The following is a 17169-nucleotide window of genomic DNA, read 5'->3' as shown; positions in this document are numbered from 1 at the left end:
GAATACGAACGCTTTCCTCAAAATCAATTAAATTGTCAGTTTGGTGTATTAATGTGTATATTTTTGATATAATAGTATTCATGAAGAGGCCTCTTTCTAAGTGTATTTGCCCTGGTAAGCATACATTTATGATAGAGTGCCTCTTCCTTTTTGGCTAGGATTTTGTAGAAATATCACCGAGAACTATTTTACACATACTTTTACACGGAAATTAACTATCGAAGCTTCTGCTATGAAAGCAAGCCTGGTTTATTCTTTTCTTTCCCCTTTCTTCCACGTTGAAATGTCGCCGTGCCGCCAAATTAAGGAACGTTCATAAAAACTATATACCGCATCAAACCGGCGGCAGCATTTCATTAATTGGTCCCTCGTTTGAATTTCCTCCATATTCGGCAAGAATTCAGGCAAATATATTTGAATCATCCAGGCATGGTAAAACACAAATACCTTCCAGTTTCTATCCAATAGGGGCTGAATGAGTTTCACTACTTCCTGGATTTCATATTCAGTCGCTGATTCTGTCACAAATAACTGATATCCGTTCAGATGAATTTCTTTTTCGAAAAATCCCCGATCAGCAAATCCTTTCGGTTGAAACCCCTCTGGCAGCAAATAGAAAGCTGTCTTAATTTCATTAGCTTTTACGTAAGGATTCATCAAAGTCAGTTCGATTCCAATATGATCTTCCGTAGTATATACATTCTTTTCCTTTGACATCACGAGAGAAAATTCATCATTCGTTTCAATACCATTCTGAAGAAAAAAATTATGGCATAAATATTGGGAAATAATTTTCGGGTCTCCTTCTTGCATAAAACCGTGATTCTGATAATTTTTTGTCCGGTCTATTCTGACGGAATTGTAATGGTTCCTAGAATAGGTCAAATTTTTATTCCATTGATGATATGAACGGTAAATCGACAAACTAGCATTTGGTTTTTTAAACCAAGCCAGCACAGCGATAACGAGAAACAATCCACCTAAACCGTACAATGGATATGCTATTGAATGCTGCAAGAGAAAACCAATTCCTAGAAATATAAAAGCAATGAAAAACGCTTTCCCGCTTCTCCTTAATGTTTTATTCTTTCCTAACCCAATCTGTTCTTCTATTCTGTCATATACATCAAATCGTTCCGGAATTCGAAACTCAGGCAAAGGATAAAATGCCTCAATCGTTTTTGTATTTAATAGCCCGATTTTTTCTATAATCGATTTCTCCCTGCGAATCTGGTTTACGTCCTTTTTATTTTCCATCATTCCCCTCCTCAAAATATATATATTTAAAAAGGAAGGGAAAATCCTGCAACTTCAATAAAAATGAACATATATACCTAGTTTTATAATAGGGATATCGGAATTGAATCTAACCGTTTCACAATTTGTATATATGGTAAAATCTCGACAAAGAAAGATGAACATGCTGTAGGCAACAGTCAATTTTGGAATTTTTATGATGTTTGTTGTGCTTCTAGCAATTATAAGTGCTATTGTGAGACAATCCGCAATACTTACCGTTTTATTTAAAGCAGTTGGAAAACTAGTATTAGCAATCTTCTCGATATTGTTTTTGCTGTTTTTTATTTTCATTGAATCAGCTATGGCCGGTCTTGTTATTTTTATTCATCCTTTTGTACTTGGGGATTATCACTTTTTTGCCAACGGGGAACCAGTCGGCCTCCTCTTCGAACAAGATCGGGCAATGATGTTATTTGCCCTTACGTACGGAGTTCTTTACGTCATTATCTATCTTGCTGGCGGGAGATTGCTGCTCAAAACACCAGTTGGAGCTTTTGTTAAAATGATCAGCAGCAAATTGATGTTTATTTTCCGGTATCGGTATTGGAGAAGACATCATAGCTATGAAAGCAAAGTAAATGGCATTGCCAGCCACCTTACGACAATGATTGCCGTTTTCTCTTATATCCGTTCGCCATAGCATCATTCTTCCCTGATTTAAAAGTTACCGTAACAGGAAATGGAGCATTGTTTATTTGTCTCTTCCTCTTCTCCATGATACCGAGTGAAAGGGAGCAGCGCGAATTTGGAAGATAGCGCAAATATTGTTTTGCCCCAATAGGCAGCACGTACTGCTTACCCATGTTAACTAATTGGCTGTCATTTTCGCTCTCCAAACTCAATAAAAAATTGTCCCATGTGCCGGATTTATTTTTATGCTCTTTTGTACCATTCTTCAACCTTTTTATCGGACGGCAATAAAATGCTGAGCAGTCCTAATAATGGAAGAAGCGAAGCAAAAATCATTGTTTCTGTTAATCCGAACATGTCAATCATCGTACCAAGGGCAACGGAACCAAGCGCCCCCATTCCAAAGGCAAGACCGACGATTAGCCCGGACATCGTACCGATTTTATCGGGAACAAGTTCCTGAGCATAGACAACCGTCACCGAAAAACTTGTCATTACAATTAGTCCAATTATTCCAAGAAGAATTATTGCCGTAGATTTGCCGACAAACGGGAGAAGAATTGTTAACGGACTGGCAGCCACAAGAGACAACAGAATAACTGTTTTTCTGCCAAAACGATCAGCCAATGGACCGCCGATAAAGGTGCCGAGCGCGCCCATTCCAAGGAAAACAAAAATATATATTTGCGCTTCCGCAATCGTCACCTGATAGGAATCCATCGCATAGAACGCATAAAAATTAGCGATTGCCGCACCGTACCAAGACCGGGCAAAAACGATAAAAATCAGTAAAATAAGGGCCGCTTTAATTGCTTTTGACACGGCTTTTGTCTGTACATTTTTCCTTGGAGAAGCGCCTCTTTCCGAAGTGAGCTGAATTTGTGTCCGATACCATTTTGCAATATATGTAAGGAAAATAACCGCAAGTCCCGCAATTATTGTAAACCATAGTGCGCCTTTTTGTCCTAGCGGCACAAGAATTAATGCAGTAATGACAGGCGCCAATGCCTGTCCTGAATTTCCTCCAACTTGGAAGATTGATTGGGCAAGACCACGCTTATTGCCGGCAGCATAATAGACAACCCTGGATCCCTCTGGATGAAAAACAGCCGATCCGAAACCGATAAAAACAACACTAATCAGTATCCAGGCAAAATTAGGAGCAAGCGCAAGACCGAGCATTCCGAACATGCTGCTCGTTAATCCGATAGGCAATGCGTATGGCAGCGGGTATTTATCCGTAAAAGTACCTACCAATGGCTGCATAACAGATGAAATGATATTGATGGTGAAAGCAATCAGTCCAAGCTGGGTAAAGGTGAGTCCCATCGAACGTTCTAAGATAGGAAACATTGCTGGCACCACAGCCTGCAATGAATCATTTAATAAATGGCAGGCAGCGATAATAAATAAAATTTGATAAACTGTTTTATTTTCTTGAACCCTAGTTTTTTGCTGTAAGGTTTTCTCCATGCTCATCCTACTTTCGAATGTACTGTTCATTGTCTAAAGAAATATTAATGGTTATTTTACATCAAAATGAAGTTTTGACAACCTGCTATATTGCTCCAGAACCTCCATTAAAAAATCCTCGTCATAGCCGGTTACATCATTTATTTTTATTGCCCATTCCTCCATGGATGTTTTCTTCGGTTCAATTAACAGCCCTTCACTAGTACTGAGAAAACTTTCCCAATTATTAAATTCCCAATGGGCAATTTCATTTTTATAAGGAATTCTGCACTCCAATAACGGCTTCGGATTAATCAGATTTTGGGAATGCTCTGCAGCACGCAAAAAGCTGTCAAAATCAAGGGGCTTAGTGTTGTATGTTTGTGCAGATATTTTTCCGTTTGGTCTATGATAACGTATTTCAGTATGATGACCGTTTGGGATAACTTGAATTTGGGCACCGGGAAAAAAGCCGCTAAGTTTTGTTTCTGTATAGTCTTCTGTTTTCTTGTCTATCAAGATAGGGGATATCCATTGGTCGCCTAAGTCACATAAATACCGGTTCCCCGCTTCATCTAAAGCAACCACAGCCGCATGGGCTTTTTCAGTAAACAAGTGATTGCCGATTGGGTATGCCGTAATGCTTTCTCTGTTAAACTCATCGAGGAGCCAGATGGCAAGATCAAAACAATTTCCCGTAATACCATACCTGTTGCGATGTTCCTTCATCTCTGAAACATCCCGCTGCTTTTTCTGCCGGCCTTGGTTATATATCCAAAGTTTCGTTAATCTCTCCATCGGAAATGTATCAAATCTTTTCCATACACGGAGAATATGTTGCGGAGGAAGCATAATATCACCTGCTTTCACTATTTTACGTTGTTTTTGAATATAGGAATCTATGAGCCATTTTATTGCTATTTTTGCTCTCAAAGAGGCTTTACAGCGCTCCTATAAGCACTTTTATCACAATTTCCGCGCCAAAATGGACTTTAGAAGGCTTCTATGAGCACTTTTACCATAATTTCCTCGCCAAAATGGGCTTTAGAACGCTTCTATGAGCACTTTTACCATAATTTCTGCGCCAAAATGGACTTTAGAACGCTTCTATAAGCACTTTTACCATAATTTCCTCGCCAAAATGGGCTTTAGAACAATCCTTATTAGCATTTTCAACACAAGTCTACAATAATGGTGAACTATAAACTGAATAAAAACCTAAGGCTTTTCTAATTATGCCCGCGGGAACAACAAAAACTTCCCTCCACCCCCCGAAAAAACATTGTTTTATTCGTAATAAGTCCACCGTTTTGAACCTACCGCTTTAAAATTGTTAGATAATACTCTTTGTATTGATTTCTTTGATTCAATTATTTTACACCAATCATAAATTTGGCTAGTAGATACTTTTCGATTTGGAAATAAAAGCTGGAACTCTTTTACTGAACGCAAAATAGCTTTCGATACCGGCTCTTTACGACCACATACTTTACAAACGCAAGCCCTTTTCACTAACATGACGGAAAGAGAACCACAGGATGCGCAAACAATACCCTTTCTTAAATCGTTGTATTCGTATGATGGTAATTGTTGGTAAGGGGAGGATGAACGTCTGTTTTCTATTAATTTTTTGGCCAGTCTTTTATGGGAGCTGGTTACAATGGCTGTCTCAATGCTTACCAATTCAATATGCTTTTTAATTTGTGTCGGGAATATAATAGGGATGTCGATTGGGGCTTGGTATAGGGTAAAAGCAGGGTTTACAAAAACAACGTAGGCCTTGACTGGAGTTTGAAAGCCGAAGCTCTGAAGCAATTGGCGAAAGAGGGATTCAGTTCTGCCCAACTGGTGAAGCGGGTTCATAACTTCCAACCGCGGCTTTTTGAAAAACTTGTCCCCCTCAAAATAAAAATCACCTTCATAGTTTTTCACTTCATACAAATAGATTCTCTCTTGAGTTATAATCAAACAGTCGATTTGAAAAATTGTCTGGTTGCATTCAAATATTAAGTCCGTTAAAACGAGATGCTTACCCTTTAATTCTTCCGTGTGTTCAGAAAATATAACCTCACCTTCATAACCTCTTTTGAGATTAAGATAATATTTCTGCTCTTTGTCATTTAAGTTCTTTCGTCTGCTTAATGATTCATAAAGCAGCAATTCTAATGGCATTTCACGTTTGGCTAAAAATGTTTCCATATTTCACTTCCCTTTCAATAAAAATTGTTCATATAATTATAATAAAATACTCTAACAGAATGTAAAGGTTTGCACGAACCAGGACTAGAATATTAGTATTTAAAAAATCCTCTCTTATGGAGGCAAGTAATCTTGAGAATACTGTTAGAATTGCTTCGTATCTTAATCTTGTTCCTCTTTCTTGGTTTAGTTGGATGGAATCTGATTAACAATGTCTATCTTAATAACCAAGTTGATTCGTCATTTACATGGCTTGGCGGAGCAGCTATATTCTTGATCCTATTTGTTTTGTATCGCAATAAACTGCAATTTTCAGGGTGGTATCGAGGAAGGAAAAAGAAACTGCCCAAACTAACCACATATGTAATTATCGCTTTATCCCTTCTTTTAATCCTTTTGCCGTTTATCATTGGGGTTTGATACGTCATGCAATAACCGAGCCCCCAAATGACATGGCCAAAAAAATTTGCCGCCCCACCTTATTGAAAAGGAGGGGCGGTTTTTCATTTCAACGCTTGTTCCAAGTCCTCAAGCAAATCTTCCACATCTTCCAGACCAACCGACACCCGGATAAGACCGTCTTCGATTCCCAATTCCAGTCTGCGTTCTCTCGGGATAGATGCATGGGTCATTTTTGCCGGGAGGGAAATCAGGCTTTCCACTGCACCAAGACTTTCTGCCAGCGTAAAATATTTGACGTTATTTAAAACATCGAGGGCTTTTTTCTCACTTGCCACAGTAAAGGAAAGCATTCCGCCAAAACCGCCGGACTGCTTCGCATGGACATCATGATTAGGATGTTCCGGCAAACCCGGATAGTATACTTTACCGACTTGCGGATGGTTCACGAGATACTCCACAATTTTTCCAGTATTGCTTTCAATCTCTTCCATCCGTACACCGAGCGTCCGAATTCCCCGCATTAACAGCCAGCTGTCGTGGGGCGCCAGCACACCGCCGGAACCGTTCTGGATAAAATGAATGTCTTCGCCTAACTCTTCATCGTCCACTACTACAAGACCGGCAACAACGTCGCTATGCCCGCCTAAATATTTGGTCGCACTATGGATGACAATGTTAGCTCCTAGTTCAATCGGGGTCTGCCAATATGGCGTATTGAAGGTGTTGTCCACAATGAATAATAAATCACTCGCTTTTGCAATTGCAGCCAGGGCCGCAATATCGGAAACCTTCAGCAGCGGATTTGTCGGTGTTTCAATATAAATTGCCTTCGTTTCCGGACGGATGCTTTCCTTTACTTCATCCAGATTACTAGTGTCCACAAACGTCACATCGATATTCCGGCGGTTTAAAATCTTTGTCATGTAACGGTATGTTCCGCCGTACACGTCATCGGTCACTACAATATGGTCGCCTGTCTGAAACAAATCCATGACGGCTGAGATGGCGGCCATTCCGGAAGCAAAGGCAAATCCCCGCTTACCGCCTTCAAGGTCGGCAATCAAGTTCTCCAAAGCTTCCCGGGTCGGGTTTCCCGTCCGGGCATATTCATAAGAAAAGTTGCCCACACCTTCTTGCTTAAAAGTGCTTACCTGGTAAATCGGCGGCGACATCGCACCAACGGTTTTGTCTACTCCTGCTCCGCCGTGAATTAATCTCGTTTTCTTCCGCATTTTATTTCGCTCCTTCGTATATTCCCGTGCTTAAATAACGTTCGCTGCTGTCGGGAAAAATGGTCACAATATTTGTTCCAGGACTGGCATTTTCCGCTTCTTGTAAAGCCGCTTCCAAAGCAGCTCCAGAAGAACTGCCGATGAGAAGTCCTTCCAGTTTTGCGATTTCAGCCAGCCTGGCAAATGCTCGTTCATCAGAAATCGTATAAATTTTGTCAAAAAGACGGTCATCCATAAACTCTGGAATAAACTCCAGCCCGATGCCTTCTGTTTTATGGGGTCCCGCCTCTCCTCCGTTTAAAATGGAACCCTCCGGTTCAACGATGACGGTTTTTATCGATGGATTTCTTTCCTTTAAATAACGGGCGGTGCCGGTAAATGTACCTCCAGATCCAGCCCCGGCTACAAAAATATCGACTTTTCCGTCCAGGTCTGCCATAATTTCCGGGCCAAGGCTGTAATAATAGGTGTCCGGATTATCTGCATTTTGAAATTGATTAGGTACATATGCATTGGGAATTTCATCGGCAAGTTTTTTCGCCTTCTCGATTGCGCGGGCCATCCCCAGTTCCGTAGGGGTATTAATAACCTCAGCCCCTAACGCCCGCATCAGCGTTTGCTTTTCCACGCTAAATTTCTCCGGAGTAACAAAAACTGCATGCAATTTAAAATGAATTGCAGCAAGGGCCAGGCCGATTCCCGTATTGCCTGCTGTCGGTTCAATAATCGTATCCCCTTCCCGCAGCTCTCCCCTCTCCATCGCCTGCTGAATCAGGTAAAACCCCAGCCTGTCTTTTATGCTTCCGCCTATATTCAAAAACTCCAGTTTTGCAAACAGCCGCACCCCTTCCGGCATTTCAAAAGCTGTGATTTCATACATTGGCGTATTTCCGATTAACTGGGTCAGATGCTGTTTCACGTTCATTTCTATTTGCCACCTGCCTTTATTTTGCCGCTTTAAAATCAGCTTCCATAATCCAGACAAAATCATTCATGCGTTCAAAACGTACCGTAAAACCGTGTTTTTCCAATATGTCTGTTAATTTGGGGATGGTCGTATAAAATTCTGTATTCAGATCATTGGCTAATCGGTCATATTTCTTGTTTTTCGCATCCAAGTATGCCAGTTGTTTTGCTTCGTCATTTTCAAAAATCGTATCGCCAAATATGATTTTTCCGCCTTCATGCAGCATTTCTGTATACAGCTGAATTGCCTGCTCCTTTTCCGCATCTGTCAAGTGGTGAAATGCATAGCTGCTGACAATGGTGTCCACTTTTTTTCCTAATGCGGGGAAAGAAAGAAAACTTCCTTTTACAATCGCCGTTCCAGGCAGCTTCTGTTTTGCGATTTTCCGCATATTCTCCGACGGCTCAATGCCGATAACTTCCATCCCTTTTGTCACAAGTTTTTTTGTAAGGTTTCCCGTACCTACCCCAAATTCCAGAACAAATCCATTGGCTCGCTCTGCAATCGTCTCCAGTATTTCATCATAACGTCTAAATACTTCCCGGTATTCCACGTCCTTCCCAACCACCGTATCATCGTAACTTGACGCCCATTGGTCAAATAAATTATTAAAATATTCCGGCATTTTAATCCCCTTATTCATATAAATTTACTTGGTATTAATAATATACCAAAATACAAATTTCGTGACAACATATATCGAGAGTGAGTCATTTTCCTTTTGTGTTTTTTCCGGCTATTTCAGCGATTCGTCATTTGTTAAGATATTGGAAGGGCAAGGGAATTTTTGCTGAGTCCGGTGTGGATATTGTTGAAAAAACAGTGCGGAAATAGCAGTGGAAATGAAACAAATAGAAGAAGTAAAGTGCGTTCTTGCAAATGTACCTAAGGTAGCACCGCATCTTTATATGGTACGCTGTCCTTTACTCCTCGCAAAAAGGAGCAGTTAATATATTGACCATATAAAAGGCGAAGGACTTTGAAATGTTTCAATGCCCTTCGCTATTTTTATCGGCGGTAACTGCTTGGATAAATTTTTTGACTTCTTCACTTATCTCCTTATAACGAGACCAATGGAGATAATGATGGCCTTCATATACGACAATTTTACTGGCAGCAGAGTCTGTTAACTGGGATTCAAAAAAGGTCACGTTGTTTTTGCCGTCTGCTGTCACCCTATCCTCTTTTGTTGTGAAAATTAATATCGGCATGTCTTCAGGAAATTTCATATCTGCTATTTTGTCCACATTATTTTTCATTTCATTCGCTTCACTGATTACGTTTTTATTGGATATTTTCCATGCGGAAATGGCTTTTGTCATTTTCAAATGTTTCTCGGAATATACTCCCGCTTTTGCGACCGGCAAAAAGTTTTCAGGCTGGAAAGCTATGGCCAATCGGGCAGCACCGAGAGGCGCCAAATACTGATAATAATCCGGCATGGTTGGAACACTTTCTCCAAAATATTCCAACGCCTGTGGCAAAGTCGGATCAATTCCTATTACTGCCTCCACTTCTTCCGGATATGTATTGACAAAATACATACTGTAAATTCCGGAAATGGAGTGGGGCATCAATATATAAGGAGGCTCTATGTTCATTTTTTGCAGCGCAGTCCGAAGCTCCGCAACGATGTTTTCTGCTGTTCGTTCTTTATTCGTCATATCGCTCCAGCCGTAACCAAAGGGTTCCACTAACACAACTCTCTTATCCTTTGCCAGTTCTTCTATCAAAGGATAATAATCAAGTACCGGCGCTGCTGTTCCAAGTCCGCTTAATAAAACAATGGTTTGATCCCCATCTCCTTTAATATAAACATGCATATCTTTGCCATCGACCTCCACCAATTCCCCCATTGGCGGATATTTTATTTTCTCATAGAAGGATAATGCGTGATGAAAAATAATCCATAGGACACATGCGGCAACGAGGGTCAGCATGATGTTCCGCAAATATTTCCATAATCCCATTTTCTCTTTGTCCTTTCTTTCTTTCTTTTATATCCAACTTACATGAAGATGAAAATCTAAATAAGGTACTTTGGAATTAAATTAAGAGCAGCCCTGTGCGTTAGTGAGCAGTCTCTTCACTCGATTTATGCACGTTTTTCCCAGATATGTATCGGAAAAAGCAGGGATTGTCTATTAGCACGAAGAAATCAATAAATTACTTTTTCATGAGGATTGCCCAGTTTATCAATGGGAAGAATCCAGAAAAGCATGATTTCATAACTACAGAAACTCTCTATCAACGCGAATTATTAAATGCAATTCTCATGACGATAGACATTCTGGAAAGGATTATCTATGCTTTTTTGTTTTCAAAAGGCTTAATATATCCAGCACTACAATAATTAGAGGGACTCCAACTGCAACGACCAGATTAATAGGTTCATTTAAGTGAAAAAGAATCCCTATGATATAGAAAGCTGCAATCCTCGACAAGGTTAAAGAAAATACAGCAATCCAATTTTCTCCAAAAATATGTTCAAAAGTGGCCTCAAAAATATAATCAAGGGTAAACCAATAAATCAGAAAGGAAACAGCGATTAAAATCATTTGATTCACAGAAATATTTAACGAAAACACCGTATTGAGGGCAGTAATGGAGCCGACGATAAGTAAGAGAAGGAATCCGATTGCCAGCGTAATAATGAGGGAAAACAGGATAGAGACACCTATTAAGACCGCCATATTGTCTTTGTCGTCCTCTTTTTTATTTTCACGGCGGAAAAACCAAAGCAGCGCAATAAATAACAATAGAAAAATGACAGCTAATAACATAGCGATTTTCAGCATGCTTATCCCCCCATATCTCCAGATTCTGAACGCAACAGCTAATAAACCCATATTGTTAAATAAATTTACGTTTTTTTAAGAGGGAAAGTTTCAAGTTTATCAGAAGCTGTATTTATTTCCTCGTTTATAATGTTTTGCTAAAAAAATTCATTTAATTTGTTACTCATCAAAGAAAAAGCCGGCCTGCGGCAGCTCACCATTTTGAGCAAAATCAAAGTTACAGCCAATTGCGATTACGCCATGGATTCCGACAACCGGCCGCGGCTGCTGCTCCATTATGATGCCATATTTTTTTAATACGCTGGCAATGCAGTTCATCTTATCTTAAATGTAATTCTTGATCGTATTCTTCAGCAAAAATTCAAGCATCATCATTCCAACATCATAATACCTGTGGCTTATAAAAAATTAAGCCTTTCGTACATAGTAAGCCCAACAAGTGAATGTTAAAATTTTTCTCGGAAATGGGAAATGTAATTTGAAAGGAAGCGAGGTAAGAATGAAAAGGGAAATTCGTGTTTCTGAAATATTGTTACTGATGGGATACAGTTTTATTTTGCTGTTTATGCTTTCGCATGACTGGATTCCTTTAGGTTCATTCAATGATATCGAAGCTATTAGGGAAGTTAAGACCGTAAAGGAACTGGTCACGGTGACCATCATAAATGCTGGTCAAATTATATTATTAATGGGGATTATTATCGCATTTATAGGAAAAAAATATCCGATTTGGATTAAGCTTTGGCTTATTATTCATCCGTCATGTATCTTTGCCGGAGCTTTAATTGCCTGGTGGATACCATACTTTTTCGGTTACGGAGCCGAAGCAAGAGCCGAATCTTATGAGCAAATGTTTGGCAATACCCACACCTTCCTTCCAGTATTGAACGGAATTGCGCCGAATACAATTCATTTTCTTTTTCATTTGACGCTTTTGCTTTGCATTATATTAACGATCTATATTTCTCTTACCTCAAGGAAAAAGGAAGAATAAATTGAGCACGGGCCTTATCGGAGGCCCAGTGCATACTCTCATAAATGAATAACATACGACGTTATGGTTTTAATTTTTGCCTTTTTTCCAAAACCGGAAAAGTTATATACATTGCAAAAGGCGATTTTTTGTTCATCTTCCAAAACTATTGTTCCGTTTAGCGAAGCGGTATTTCCGTGGGTGATGATATTATGGATGTATAATTCGTGAATTTCTCCGTCAGTCCTTTGAGTCAAAGCTTTTTTGTATTCTTCCATTCCCCTAATCTGCTGTTTGCCGACTATATCCCACTCCACCTCATCTTTCACCCACTCGAGGCAAAAATCAATATTACCTTTGGCATAAGCAATTGCAAGTTCCTTTAGCAATTCTTTTTTTGGAGCATTTCCGCAGTCCTCTTCACAATAAACTTTTAACTTATTTTCATAGGCACTCAACGCTTCTTCTCCTTTTCAGCTTTATAACTTCATCTTAACATTTAGTATTACTAAATTCCTGTCTTTCTGTGCTCTTCTCGAACTCCATGATTCCATCTTATTATTTTTTTATTTCGTTAAATAATGCTCGATATGCATCATTCTTAAGTTTATCCGCCAAATGTCAATATCAAGCCTATGCCTTCTTTTTCCATACCTAAAAAAAGACATGGAGCATAACCACGCTTTCTATTAGGTTCTAAACACTTGAACCATTATCACCTATAGTGATAGTGTTTATATAACAAAATGAAAAAAATGAGAAAGGATGAATCGAAATGGTTTCCAACTTCTACATAAAAGATAATAAACAGCTCATGGCACAATTAAAAGAACTGGCACCGGAACAATTAAAAGCGTTTAACGATTTTAACACCTTGGTTTTTAAAAATGGCGCTTTAACCATCAAAGAAAAGGAGATTATTGCTGTTGCCATTACAATGGTAACGCAGTGCCCTTATTGCATTGATTCCCATACAAAAAAGGCTAAAAAGGCTGGAGCTGCATTGGAAGAATTAGCAGAAGCTGCATTTGTTGCTGCGGCCATTGAAGCTGGCGGTACGGTAACCCATAGCACCCATGTCCATCATGCCAGCAATCAAGATGCACCAGATGTGCTATACGCCCGATCCAACTTGAAAAATTTAGGGCAATTAGGAAAATTGGCTCCTGAAGGATTTAAAGGTTACCAAGCATTCAGTGCTGCAGCGACGAAAGCTGGTAAGCTAAGTGCAAAATTTAAAGAAATCATTGCCGTTGCTGTTGCAAATGCAACCCAATGTCCTTACTGTATCGATGTCCATACAAAAAAAGCAATTAATTTAGGCGCGACAAACGAGGAGCTTGCGGAAGCAATTATGGTAACATCCGCACTTAAAGCAGGCGGTTCCTATGCCCATATTTCTCATATTATTCAAAGTTTCCAAGATTAAAGTCTAAACAGCAGGGAATCGAACTCCCTTCCCCGCTCCGTGTCCACTTTAAATCATTTAATAGCCATAGTAACGTACTGCTCGGCGTATATTACAATTTAGGTATTATTGATTTTAATTCAATCAGGTTATCGATTACAATATCAGCATGGGCGAGTTCCATTTCTTTTGCAAAATCAAAATTGCAACCGATCGAGATTAAGCCATTATCTTTTGCTGCCTGAAAATCCGACAATCGGTCTCCAACTACCGCACCATGATAAATATTATATTTTTTTACAATGTACCGAACTAAATTTGATTTATTCAACGAGTCGATTTGTTCGATACTAAAGGTTTCTGTTATCCAATGATTTAAATCAAAATAGTTTACAATGGCATCTAAATAATTGATTAATCCGTTGCTTGCTATGTAAATATTGCAATCATTCTCTTTCAGATAACGGAAAACTTCTTTAACATTAGGATATAATTTCCCATTTCCGCTGTTAATATTTTCTGTTAATCTTTCCAAAAAATAAGTATCCGTTTCTTCTCTTTCCATTCTGGAATAATGGGGCAGTAATGTTTCCCAAACTTTTGGCAAAGGAACACCCATTATTTCTCGATACTTCTCTAAAGGAGTTTCAGAATCCCATTTATTTTGTGACCTTAAGTAAGCAAAAGTTTCCTCAAGCGCTATTTCTAGAATTGTATCTGTTTGAAACAAAGTGCCATCCATATCAAAAATTACTGAACGAAGCATGTTTTCTCTCCCTTAGACGAATTTGCTAACTATTAAAGTTTAGCATAATCTGCAATTTCCACTAAACATATCGAATGGATATAGAACGAAAACGTTGCTCTTCCCTAAAGTTTAAGCCATCTGCTTCGAGCCAAAATTATGGATGACTATATCTCTTGGCGGCATCGTTTGCAAATAAAATAGAGCTGATGGTACAGCTCTTCCTTTATAGGATACAACATTAATGAAGTGATGAATAAACGTAAAAGCATAAATAAAATTTCCCACAATATTCCTTACATCATTCTCCCTTAAATAGGCATCTAAACACACGGGAAAATCTTATCAGCACTTCTTTTTGGATATTCTGTTTCGAGATAGTATTTTTCTGCCGGCCAATATCTTCTTTTATATTTTTCTAGTACTGCTTGTTCGTCTCCAATATACTTATCCCGTTCTAATACTCGCTGGTATCTTATTTCTTTTGGACAATCAACAAAAACAGTATAATCAAAAAATGCTTTCCATTCTTTTCTTAAAATAAATATCCCTTCGATTAAAATAATGCCATCTGAGCTGAATGATATTGCTTTTTGATTTATCCTATCTGCAAACTTATCATAATATGGAAGAATGAGTTTGCCATCATTCATTTGCAGCTTTTTAAATAACCTTTCCGATAGCATTTCAATATCCCATTGCAAATAATAATATTCATACCATTCCTCGTGACCGGTGCCGTATCTTTTCTCCCTTTCCACTATATAGTCATCCAAGTGAAGGACAATTACAGGGCACTTTTGTTTCAGTCTTTCTTCTAGTTTCTTCACTAAAGTTGTTTTTCCCGCACCGGCTAAACCGTTGATACCGACAAGATAAGGATGTGGCTTATTCGGCCGTGTATTAAATTTCATCAAGATATCATTTTTTAACATATCAAGGCACATTTTTATCGATCCACCTTTTCTCTCTGCCGCAGAAACATGCTGCAGTTAAAATTCGACAAAAATAACGCTAACCCTTTTTTGATTAGCGCGAAGTTCTTCTGTTTAACGGAAATTTATTTTTTCAATTTGCAAATCGGAATGTATGGTTAAATCAATAAATTCCTCCCCCACTTGAATAAGTGGTCTCGTAGGATAATTTTTTGGGACCATAACTATTTTCCCTGCACGGCCATCTGAAAGCAATATGGAACTTCCAATTAAAGCGCTCATTATTTTTTCGATAAAAACAATCGAAATAGCAGGGTCCAAACTATCAAACATGCTCCTTTCGATTTCCGAAACCACTTTGTAAAATGGGAATTGGTCCTGATAGACTCTGCGGGAAGTCATCGCATGAAACACATCTGCTACAGCAACAATTCGGCTAAACAAGTCAATTTTATCTCCTTTAATTCCCATAGGATATCCGCTGCCATCCATTCTTTCATGATGCTGCAGCGCCACTAACGCTTGCCGGTGAGTGACCCCGATTGTTTCTTTCAAAATTTCATATCCATAAATCGTATGTTTCTGCATTATAATAAATTCTTGATATGTAAGCTTCCCGGGTTTGTTTAAAATCGTTTCAGGTATTAGCATTTTACCTACATCATGCAATAACCCTGCCACCGTTAATTGTAATAGCTGCTGTTGATCAAGTCCCATCCATTTTCCGATAAGATTGGCAATTGCACCAACAGCAATATTATGCCGATACGTATAGTCGTCCTTTGCCTGAAGTGCTGATAATAATGGAAGAAGATATTTGCTGTCACTTACTTCGTATACGATGGGAATAATGCTTTCTCTTAATTCGTTTAACGGTATTTTCTTTGTCTCTCTGATTTCTCCAAATATATTCCGCACATCTTCAACTGTTTCATTGATGATTTTACTATGATTGATAAAATCTTTCTCTAAATCTTGAACATCTTCGCTTTTCAAAGTAATGCCCTTTTCTTCCAAAAGGATAATATGATCATAGGTAATCACTGTAGAAATAGGGACTAACAGCTCTCCGCTCTGATCATATATATCCCGAATGCTTCTTTTACCAATAATTTCTTTTAAATAGAAAGCAAGCTTATCCATTCTTATCAATCACCCCCCAAAACAATTATATTATAGAAAGCAAAAATACCTAAGCAAAAATTACTAATTTACAGAAAGTAGATTTTTGTTTTAAAAAATCTAACATTTATGCTAATGATAATATCCGCTTTCGTGATAGAATATATAAAAAACTATTGAATCGCTGAAAGGGGAAAGACTTTCCGTGGATAAACATATTCCCCCTAACTTTTGGAAAGGCCAAGTGCTGGAAATACTGACGCCCGATGAAGAATTTTATTTCACACAAATCCTGGAATATGAACCTTCATTACTAGTTAAACAGCCAGTAAATAAGGAAAGTTTACCTATGACTATAGAGAGCAGTATGCCAGTCACAGTATATTTTCAAGACCATCAAAAAGAGATATATAGTTTTGACACCATGATTTTTCAGCTTCAAAGCAAGAAATTCGTACTAAAAAAACCTTCCATCCATTCTTTAAAAAAAGCAGAACGAAGACGCTACTTTCGGATACTGGTGGCGGTCAACATGTCTATCACAATTCAATCGGAATATCCATTTATTAATGAAGATACTCTGCATACAAATACCTATGACATTAGCGGTGGCGGTCTATCCTTTCTTCATCCAACAAAGCCAGTAGAGGTTGGTATGTCTGTTCATGGAAAGCTATTTCTAGTCAAAGACGGAAAACATCACGAAATATCTTTTAAAGGAAAGGCAGTAAAAGCATTAAGACTCGGAAACGGCATGTATAAAATCTCACTACAATTTGTTGAAATGGAAGAATCCAAAAGATCTGAAATTATACGGTTTTGCATGTATAAACAAATTGAGCTGCGCAATAAATTGAAAGGCGCTGTGACGGATTAAGCATTTTAATTTCTTCCTAACTCAACTTTCGCACGCTTAAAATTGCTCTAAACCCTTGATATATTTGAATGCAGACTAAGTTGATCATGCCGCATTTGCCTTTATTTCATCGTTACTACGAAAAGCCTTC

General features: G+C 38.6%; 19 protein-coding genes. 5 read left to right on the top strand and 14 right to left on the bottom strand.

Annotation, left to right across the window (positions count from 1 at the left end; translation table 11 throughout):
- Positions 1-249: 249 nt before the first annotated feature.
- Positions 250-1257: a hypothetical protein gene (locus IEV18_RS14410; protein WP_188393092.1), complete on the bottom strand. Its 1008-nt coding sequence runs from the start codon at positions 1255-1257 to the stop codon at positions 250-252.
- Positions 1258-1456: 199 nt separating this feature from the next.
- Here IEV18_RS14410 and IEV18_RS14405 point away from each other — a divergent pair, with 199 nt between their 5' ends.
- Positions 1457-1939, top strand: a complete 483-nt coding sequence (locus IEV18_RS14405; RefSeq protein ID WP_188393091.1) for a hypothetical protein — start codon at positions 1457-1459, stop codon at positions 1937-1939.
- Positions 1940-2172: 233 nt separating this feature from the next.
- Here IEV18_RS14405 and IEV18_RS14400 read toward each other — a convergent pair whose 3' ends face one another.
- The 3 genes from IEV18_RS14400 to IEV18_RS14390 form a co-directional block, all read right to left on the bottom strand.
- Positions 2173-3408, bottom strand: a complete 1236-nt coding sequence (locus tag IEV18_RS14400; RefSeq protein ID WP_188393090.1) for an MFS transporter — start codon at positions 3406-3408, stop codon at positions 2173-2175.
- A gap of 45 nt (positions 3409-3453) precedes the next feature.
- Positions 3454-4233, bottom strand: coding sequence for a hypothetical protein (locus tag IEV18_RS14395; RefSeq protein ID WP_188393089.1), 780 nt, complete (start codon positions 4231-4233; stop codon positions 3454-3456).
- A gap of 435 nt (positions 4234-4668) precedes the next feature.
- On the bottom strand, positions 4669-5580 hold the full coding sequence (locus tag IEV18_RS14390) for a nuclease-related domain-containing protein (protein WP_188393088.1): 912 nt from the start codon (positions 5578-5580) through the stop codon (positions 4669-4671).
- Positions 5581-5712: 132 nt separating this feature from the next.
- Here IEV18_RS14390 and IEV18_RS14385 point away from each other — a divergent pair, with 132 nt between their 5' ends.
- Positions 5713-6000: a hypothetical protein gene (locus IEV18_RS14385; protein ID WP_188393087.1), complete on the top strand. Its 288-nt coding sequence runs from the start codon at positions 5713-5715 to the stop codon at positions 5998-6000.
- Between the two features lie 83 nt (positions 6001-6083).
- Here IEV18_RS14385 and IEV18_RS14380 read toward each other — a convergent pair whose 3' ends face one another.
- The 6 genes from IEV18_RS14380 to IEV18_RS14355 form a co-directional block, all read right to left on the bottom strand.
- Positions 6084-7214 (bottom strand): bifunctional cystathionine gamma-lyase/homocysteine desulfhydrase, encoded by a 1131-nt coding sequence (locus IEV18_RS14380; RefSeq protein ID WP_188393086.1) that lies wholly within the window; start codon positions 7212-7214, stop codon positions 6084-6086.
- 1 nt (position 7215) lies between these two features.
- Complete coding sequence (locus IEV18_RS14375; protein ID WP_188393085.1) at positions 7216-8139, bottom strand: PLP-dependent cysteine synthase family protein; 924 nt, start codon at positions 8137-8139, stop codon at positions 7216-7218.
- A gap of 19 nt (positions 8140-8158) precedes the next feature.
- Positions 8159-8806 (bottom strand): class I SAM-dependent DNA methyltransferase, encoded by a 648-nt coding sequence (locus tag IEV18_RS14370; protein WP_188393084.1) that lies wholly within the window; start codon positions 8804-8806, stop codon positions 8159-8161.
- Between the two features lie 364 nt (positions 8807-9170).
- Positions 9171-10151, bottom strand: a complete 981-nt coding sequence (locus tag IEV18_RS14365) for an alpha/beta fold hydrolase (protein ID WP_188393083.1) — start codon at positions 10149-10151, stop codon at positions 9171-9173.
- Positions 10152-10481: 330 nt separating this feature from the next.
- The gene (locus tag IEV18_RS14360; RefSeq protein WP_188393082.1) at positions 10482-10979 is read right to left on the bottom strand and encodes a hypothetical protein; all 498 of its coding nucleotides are present in this window, start codon (positions 10977-10979) and stop codon (positions 10482-10484) included.
- Between the two features lie 159 nt (positions 10980-11138).
- Positions 11139-11297, bottom strand: a complete 159-nt coding sequence (locus IEV18_RS14355) for a hypothetical protein (protein WP_188393081.1) — start codon at positions 11295-11297, stop codon at positions 11139-11141.
- A gap of 181 nt (positions 11298-11478) precedes the next feature.
- Between IEV18_RS14355 and IEV18_RS14350 the strand changes: the two genes are divergently transcribed.
- Positions 11479-11973: a hypothetical protein gene (locus tag IEV18_RS14350; RefSeq protein WP_188393080.1), complete on the top strand. Its 495-nt coding sequence runs from the start codon at positions 11479-11481 to the stop codon at positions 11971-11973.
- Between the two features lie 38 nt (positions 11974-12011).
- Here the strand turns inward: IEV18_RS14350 and IEV18_RS14345 are convergent, their stop codons facing one another.
- Positions 12012-12410, bottom strand: coding sequence for a nuclear transport factor 2 family protein (locus IEV18_RS14345; RefSeq protein ID WP_188393079.1), 399 nt, complete (start codon positions 12408-12410; stop codon positions 12012-12014).
- A gap of 317 nt (positions 12411-12727) precedes the next feature.
- On the opposite strand from IEV18_RS14345, the gene IEV18_RS14340 reads away from it, so the two are divergent.
- Positions 12728-13381: a carboxymuconolactone decarboxylase family protein gene (locus IEV18_RS14340; protein ID WP_188393078.1), complete on the top strand. Its 654-nt coding sequence runs from the start codon at positions 12728-12730 to the stop codon at positions 13379-13381.
- Positions 13382-13472: 91 nt separating this feature from the next.
- On the opposite strand, the gene IEV18_RS14335 is transcribed toward IEV18_RS14340, so the two are convergent.
- The 3 genes from IEV18_RS14335 to IEV18_RS14325 form a co-directional block, all read right to left on the bottom strand.
- On the bottom strand, positions 13473-14126 hold the full coding sequence (locus tag IEV18_RS14335) for an HAD family hydrolase (RefSeq protein ID WP_188393077.1): 654 nt from the start codon (positions 14124-14126) through the stop codon (positions 13473-13475).
- A 302-nt stretch (positions 14127-14428) separates the two neighbouring features.
- Positions 14429-15052 carry a kinase gene (locus tag IEV18_RS14330; protein WP_373281942.1) on the bottom strand — a complete coding sequence of 208 codons (624 nt, stop codon included), beginning with the start codon at positions 15050-15052 and terminating at the stop codon, positions 14429-14431.
- A gap of 102 nt (positions 15053-15154) precedes the next feature.
- Entirely contained in the window at positions 15155-16183 is a 1029-nt protein-coding gene (locus tag IEV18_RS14325; protein ID WP_188393076.1) for an HD-GYP domain-containing protein, read from the bottom strand.
- A gap of 184 nt (positions 16184-16367) precedes the next feature.
- On the opposite strand from IEV18_RS14325, the gene IEV18_RS14320 reads away from it, so the two are divergent.
- Positions 16368-17039 (top strand): flagellar brake protein, encoded by a 672-nt coding sequence (locus IEV18_RS14320; protein WP_188393075.1) that lies wholly within the window; start codon positions 16368-16370, stop codon positions 17037-17039.
- Positions 17040-17169 lie beyond the last annotated feature (130 nt).

Origin of the sequence: Compostibacillus humi, assembly GCF_014637175.1 — a bacterium.
In the GTDB taxonomy this organism is placed as follows: domain Bacteria; phylum Bacillota; class Bacilli; order Bacillales; family Amphibacillaceae; genus Oceanobacillus; species Oceanobacillus humi.
This window is presented reverse-complemented; position numbering and strand designations above follow the sequence as displayed.

Bases quoted from the DNA above. Each gene is read 5' to 3' on its own strand.
- IEV18_RS14410 (WP_188393092.1), bottom strand. From the start codon at position 1,257: ATGGAAAATAAAAAGGACGTAAACCAGATTCGCAGGGAGAAATCGATT.
- IEV18_RS14405 (WP_188393091.1), top strand. From the start codon at position 1,457: ATGTTTGTTGTGCTTCTAGCAATTATAAGTGCTATTGTGAGACAATCC.
- IEV18_RS14400 (WP_188393090.1), bottom strand. From the start codon at position 3,408: ATGAGCATGGAGAAAACCTTACAGCAAAAAACTAGGGTTCAAGAAAAT.
- IEV18_RS14395 (WP_188393089.1), bottom strand. From the start codon at position 4,233: ATGCTTCCTCCGCAACATATTCTCCGTGTATGGAAAAGATTTGATACA.
- IEV18_RS14390 (WP_188393088.1), bottom strand. From the start codon at position 5,580: ATGGAAACATTTTTAGCCAAACGTGAAATGCCATTAGAATTGCTGCTT.
- IEV18_RS14380 (WP_188393086.1), bottom strand. From the start codon at position 7,214: ATGCGGAAGAAAACGAGATTAATTCACGGCGGAGCAGGAGTAGACAAA.
- IEV18_RS14375 (WP_188393085.1), bottom strand. From the start codon at position 8,139: ATGAACGTGAAACAGCATCTGACCCAGTTAATCGGAAATACGCCAATG.
- IEV18_RS14370 (WP_188393084.1), bottom strand. From the start codon at position 8,806: ATGCCGGAATATTTTAATAATTTATTTGACCAATGGGCGTCAAGTTAC.
- IEV18_RS14365 (WP_188393083.1), bottom strand. From the start codon at position 10,151: ATGGGATTATGGAAATATTTGCGGAACATCATGCTGACCCTCGTTGCC.
- IEV18_RS14360 (WP_188393082.1), bottom strand. From the start codon at position 10,979: ATGCTGAAAATCGCTATGTTATTAGCTGTCATTTTTCTATTGTTATTT.
- IEV18_RS14355 (WP_188393081.1), bottom strand. From the start codon at position 11,297: ATGAACTGCATTGCCAGCGTATTAAAAAAATATGGCATCATAATGGAG.
- IEV18_RS14350 (WP_188393080.1), top strand. From the start codon at position 11,479: ATGAAAAGGGAAATTCGTGTTTCTGAAATATTGTTACTGATGGGATAC.
- IEV18_RS14340 (WP_188393078.1), top strand. From the start codon at position 12,728: ATGGTTTCCAACTTCTACATAAAAGATAATAAACAGCTCATGGCACAA.
- IEV18_RS14335 (WP_188393077.1), bottom strand. From the start codon at position 14,126: ATGCTTCGTTCAGTAATTTTTGATATGGATGGCACTTTGTTTCAAACA.
- IEV18_RS14330 (WP_373281942.1), bottom strand. From the start codon at position 15,052: ATGTGCCTTGATATGTTAAAAAATGATATCTTGATGAAATTTAATACA.
- IEV18_RS14325 (WP_188393076.1), bottom strand. From the start codon at position 16,183: ATGGATAAGCTTGCTTTCTATTTAAAAGAAATTATTGGTAAAAGAAGC.